The sequence below is a fragment of the Pseudomonas sp. P4_C3 genome (assembly GCF_056402075.1).
In genome coordinates this window covers 1-4,608 of sequence record NZ_JBFUIC010000310.1, presented here as the reverse complement: position 1 = coordinate 4,608, position 4,608 = coordinate 1, and the positions used below count along the sequence as shown (strand labels likewise).

General features: G+C 57.6%; 4 protein-coding genes. 1 reads left to right on the top strand and 3 read right to left on the bottom strand.

Annotated elements, in window-relative coordinates:
• A partial coding sequence (locus AC1DVH_RS26415; protein WP_477756273.1) for a DNA-binding protein occupies nt 1–885 on the top strand: 885 nt, incomplete at its 5' end.
• On the opposite strand, the gene gorA is transcribed toward AC1DVH_RS26415, so the two are convergent.
• The 3 genes from gorA to AC1DVH_RS26400 form a co-directional block, all read right to left on the bottom strand.
• Nucleotides 882–2,240 (bottom strand): glutathione-disulfide reductase, encoded by a 1,359-nt coding sequence (gene gorA / locus AC1DVH_RS26410; protein ID WP_477756272.1) that lies wholly within the window; start codon nt 2,238–2,240, stop codon nt 882–884. The genes AC1DVH_RS26415 and gorA overlap by 4 nt on opposite strands.
• A gap of 107 nt (nt 2,241–2,347) precedes the next feature.
• Nucleotides 2,348–3,862 (bottom strand): MFS transporter, encoded by a 1,515-nt coding sequence (locus AC1DVH_RS26405; protein ID WP_477756271.1) that lies wholly within the window; start codon nt 3,860–3,862, stop codon nt 2,348–2,350.
• A gap of 339 nt (nt 3,863–4,201) precedes the next feature.
• Nucleotides 4,202–4,608 (bottom strand): sugar phosphate nucleotidyltransferase (locus AC1DVH_RS26400; RefSeq protein ID WP_477756270.1); only part of this gene is annotated, 407 nt, incomplete at its 5' end.

Sequence of the window (4,608 nt, the reverse complement as noted above, 5' to 3'; positions counted from 1 at the left end):
ATCCATCGCTATCTCAAGGAGCTCGATGACAGGGTTGAACCTGTCGAAGCGCCGACGGAACCGATCGACGACGAACTGATGGCGCTGGTGGCGCGGCTCGCACAAAGACTCAAGGAGCAGGCGCAAGAACCCATCGACCAGGCACGCGCGCAGTACGAAGAACAACGCAAGGCGCTGGATAACCAGCTCGGCAAAGCGCAAGAGGCCAACAGCGAACTGCACCAGCAATACGAATTTCAAAGCCTGGCGCTGACCCAGGAATCCGAGGCCCTGCAAGAAACCCGCGCCATTCTGCAAACGGAGCAAACCCGCAACGCCGGGCTGAACCAGGCGCTGGCCGATTTCGAACTGCGCTTGAAAGACAAGGACGAGCAGATCCGCTCCCTTGAAGAAAAACACCTGCACACTCGCGACGCGCTGGAGCACTACCGCAATGCGGTCAAGGAACAGCGCGAACAGGAAATGAGTCGCCATGAAGGCCAGGTGCAACAACTACAGATGGAACTGCGCCAGGCACAACAAAGCGCGCTGGTACGCCAGGATGAAATCACCCAGTTGCACCGCGACAATGAACGCTTGCTGACTGAAAACCGCGGCACGCTGCGCGAACTGAGCCTGCTGCAAGAACAGCTCAAGCAAAGCAATAGCCGTCAGGATCAGTTGCTGGAACAGGCCACCCGCGTCGACGGCGAACGCACCCTCCTCCAGGAACGCCTGCGCGTCGCCCTGCTGGAAAGCCAGGCACTCAAACAGAATGTCGATGAGCAGTCGCAGCTCAACAGGTCACTGGAAATGGATTTGGCCAAGACCCGCACGGATCTGGAAGAACGCGTGCGTCTGGCCGCGACCCTTGCGGCAGCGGCAGACGCAGCGAAGGACGATTAACCGGCGAGCGGCGTACGCATGGTGACGAACTCTTCGGCGGCCGTCGGGTGCACGCCGATGGTTTCGTCGAAGTCGCGCTTGGTGGCGCCGGCCTTCAAGGCAATCGCCAGGCCCTGGACGATTTCACCGGCGTCCGGGCCGACCATGTGGCAACCCAGGACCTTGTCGGTCCTGGCGTCCACCACCAGCTTCATCAGCGTGCGCTCCTGGCATTCAGTCAGGGTCAGTTTCATCGGCCGGAAGCGGCTTTCGAAGACCTCCACCTCGTGGCCGGCTTCGCGAGCCTCTTCTTCGGTCAAACCGACGGTGCCTATGTTTGGCAGGCTGAACACCGCCGTCGGGATCATCTTGTAATCCACCGGACGATACTGCTCGGGCTTGAACAGGCGTCGCGCCACCGCCATGCCTTCTGCCAGGGCAACCGGTGTCAGCTGGACACGACCAATCACATCGCCCAGCGCCAGGATCGACGGCTCGGCGGTCTGATACAGCTCATCGACCTCGACGAAGCCTTTCCTGTCGAGTTTGACCCCCGTGTTTTCCAGCCCGAGATTGTCCAGCATCGGACGACGACCCGTGGCGTAGAACACGCAATCGGTTTCCAGTTGGCGACCATCCTTGAGCGTGACTTTCAGGCTGCCGTCGGCCTGCTTGTCGATGCGTTCGATGTCCGCATTGAATTGCAGATCCATGCCGCGCTTGGTCAATTCTTCCTGCAAATGCTTGCGCACGGAACCGTCGAAGCCGCGCAGGAACATTTCGCCGCGATACAACAGCGTGGTCTGCGCACCCAAGCCGTGGAAGATCCCGGCAAACTCGACCGCAATATAGCCACCGCCTACCACCAACACTCGCTTGGGCAGCTCTTTGAGGAAGAACGCCTGGTTGGAACTGATGGCATGCTCGTGCCCCGGGATCTCCGGAATCTGCGGCCAGCCGCCGGTAGCGATCAGGATATTTTTGGCGGTAAAGCGCTCGCCATTGATCTCGACCTGATGCGGGTCGACGATCTTCGCGTGACCTTCATGCAAGGTCACGCCGCTGTTGACCAGCAGGTTGCGATAAATGCCATTGAGGCGATTGATCTCGCGGTCCTTGTTGGCGATCAGCGCCGCCCAGTCGAACTGCGCTTCATCCAGGCTCCAGCCAAAACCGGAAGCCTGCTCGAAGTCTTCGGCAAAGTGCGCACCGTAGACCAGCAATTTTTTCGGCACGCAGCCGACGTTTACACAGGTGCCGCCCAGGTAGCGGCTCTCGGCCACGGCCACTTTTGCGCCGAACCCGGCAGCAAACCGCGCCGCCCGCACACCGCCAGAACCGGCACCAATCACATAAAGGTCAAAATCGTAGGCCATTTTCAATCTCCTCGGCAGGCCAACAGCATACCTGCGGACGGCCGCTGAGCAAGCATTGTGCTGAAATGCTCGGGCCGTGCGATGCGCGGCCCAATCTTCATTTTCGATCAATGCCCCTCTGCAGATTGCGTTTTCGGTGTCCGCAGAGTGCGCCAAGCAATCAAAATCGCCATGAGTGCCAAGCCGAACGTCACCCACGAAACCAAACCGATCCCACCTTCGAATGCCCTTCCCGCCTGCGCCATCAATTCCCTTGCTTGATCACCCGACAAGTCTGCCGCCACATGATAGGCGCCAGACAGCGTCTCACTCGCCAGCATCATCTGCACTTCGCTCAGGAACCCCGGAAGCTGCAATGCGCCGCGATAGTAGGCGGTGACGACACCGCCGAGCACTGTCGTCCCCAAAACTACGCCCACTTCATAGGCCGTTTCGCTAATGGCCGACGCGGCGCCCGCCTTTGCCGGTGGTGYGGCTGACAAAATCACATCATTGGACACCGTCGCGATTGCGCCCACGCCAATGTTCAGCAAGGCAAAAGCCACCACTAGAACGGTCAGGCTACTGCCCATGCTGGCGACCAGCAAAAACGCCGCTCCAGCAAACGCCATCAAAATCGGTATCAGCACATGCACCTGTAATCGCCGTGCGACAGGCACGACCGCCATCCCCACTACAATCGCCATGACCTGACCAGGAATCAACGCGAGGCTAGCACTCAAGGGCGACATCTGAAGAACGATCTGCAGGAACTGAGTGGCAAAGAATACGAAACCGACGAGAAACGCGAGACTCATCAAATTGATCGCGACAGAGCCGCTAAAGGTGCCACTGCGGAACAGGCTCAGGTCCATCAGCGGCACTGGCAGGCGTAACTGTCGACACACAAACATCCAGCCCGCAACTGCGCCTACTGCAAATGCTGTCAGCGCCATCCAGTCGAAACCATTACTGGCGCTGTGTTTAATGCCATAAACAATGGCACCAAGAGCTACCATCGATTGCAGGATGCTTATCGGATCCAACGGTCCTGAAGCATCTCGCTCGGATTCGGGCAACAACAGTGGCCCCAACACCAGCAGTGGCACCAACACGGGCACCGCCAACAGGAAAATCGACCCCCAACTGAAGAATTCCAGCAACACCCCGCCCACCAAAGGACCGAGTGCCGAGCCGACCGTCAACGTCGTTGCCCAGATCGCGACTGCCAGTCTGCGTTCTTCTCGGTCCTCGAACACCGAACGTATCAACGCCAACGTTGAGGGCATCAGCATTGCACCGAAAATACCCATACAGGCTCGCCCGGCAATCAGTTGCGCGGCGGTATCGGAATACGCGGTTAACACCGACACAATCGCAAAACCCAAGGACCCGACCAGCAACAACTTACGATGACCGACTCGATCTCCCAGACTACCCATCGACACCAGCAACCCCGCCAATACCAGCGAATAAGCATCGATCATCCACAACTGCTGGCTAGCACTCGGACGCAGGGCCTCGGCAATTTTTGGTAACGCGAATCCAAGCACCGTATTGTCAACTGTTACCAGCAATACCGGGAGCATCAGTACGCTTAGAGCCAACCACCGTTTTAGGGTCACGCTTCCTGTTAACGCCATTCACGAAGCTCCATTTCCTCATAAAACCTCAGCGACTTTAAGCGCGTCCTTGACGTGACATTAGTCACGCAGTGCAAACCGGCTCTGGTATATCCCATTTAATACAGAGGTTTTTAGCCACAACAATCATCGTTTGCGCCGGCAATTAACAAATCAGAATTTTCTTTCGCAACTCCTAGCGATGGATGTCAGGCGATACCTACCTTCTCGTTCCCCTGCGTACCTGAGCCCGCACAAAAGCAAACGCCCCGAACAAGTCGGGGCGTTTGCCTGGGCTTTCATCTGTTTGTTGCTACACAACCTGAGAAGGTGAATTCAATACAAGCAGCTCAAGCGCTATCAGTACGCCTTGCCCGTCTTGTAGAAGTTCTCGAAGCAGAAGTTGGTTGCGTCGATGTAGCCTTCGGCGCCACCGCAGTCGAAACGCTTGCCCTTGAACTTGTAGGCAATCACGCAACCATCCTGCGCCTGCTTCATCAGGGCGTCAGTGATCTGGATCTCGCCACCTTTGCCTGGATCGGTTTGTTCGATCAGGCTGAAGATGTCCGGCGTCATGATGTAACGACCGATGATCGCCAGGTTCGACGGGGCATCTTCCGGCTTTGGCTTCTCAACCATGTTGCGTACGCGGTACAGGTCATCACCAATCAGGTCGCCTGCAATCACACCGTATTTGCTGGTTTCTTGCGGGTCTACTTCCATGATCGCGACGATGGTGCAGCGATACTGCTTGTACAGCTTGACCA

Bases quoted from the DNA above. Each gene is read 5' to 3' on its own strand.
- gorA (WP_477756272.1), bottom strand. From the start codon at position 2,240: ATGGCCTACGATTTTGACCTTTATGTGATTGGTGCCGGTTCTGGCGGT.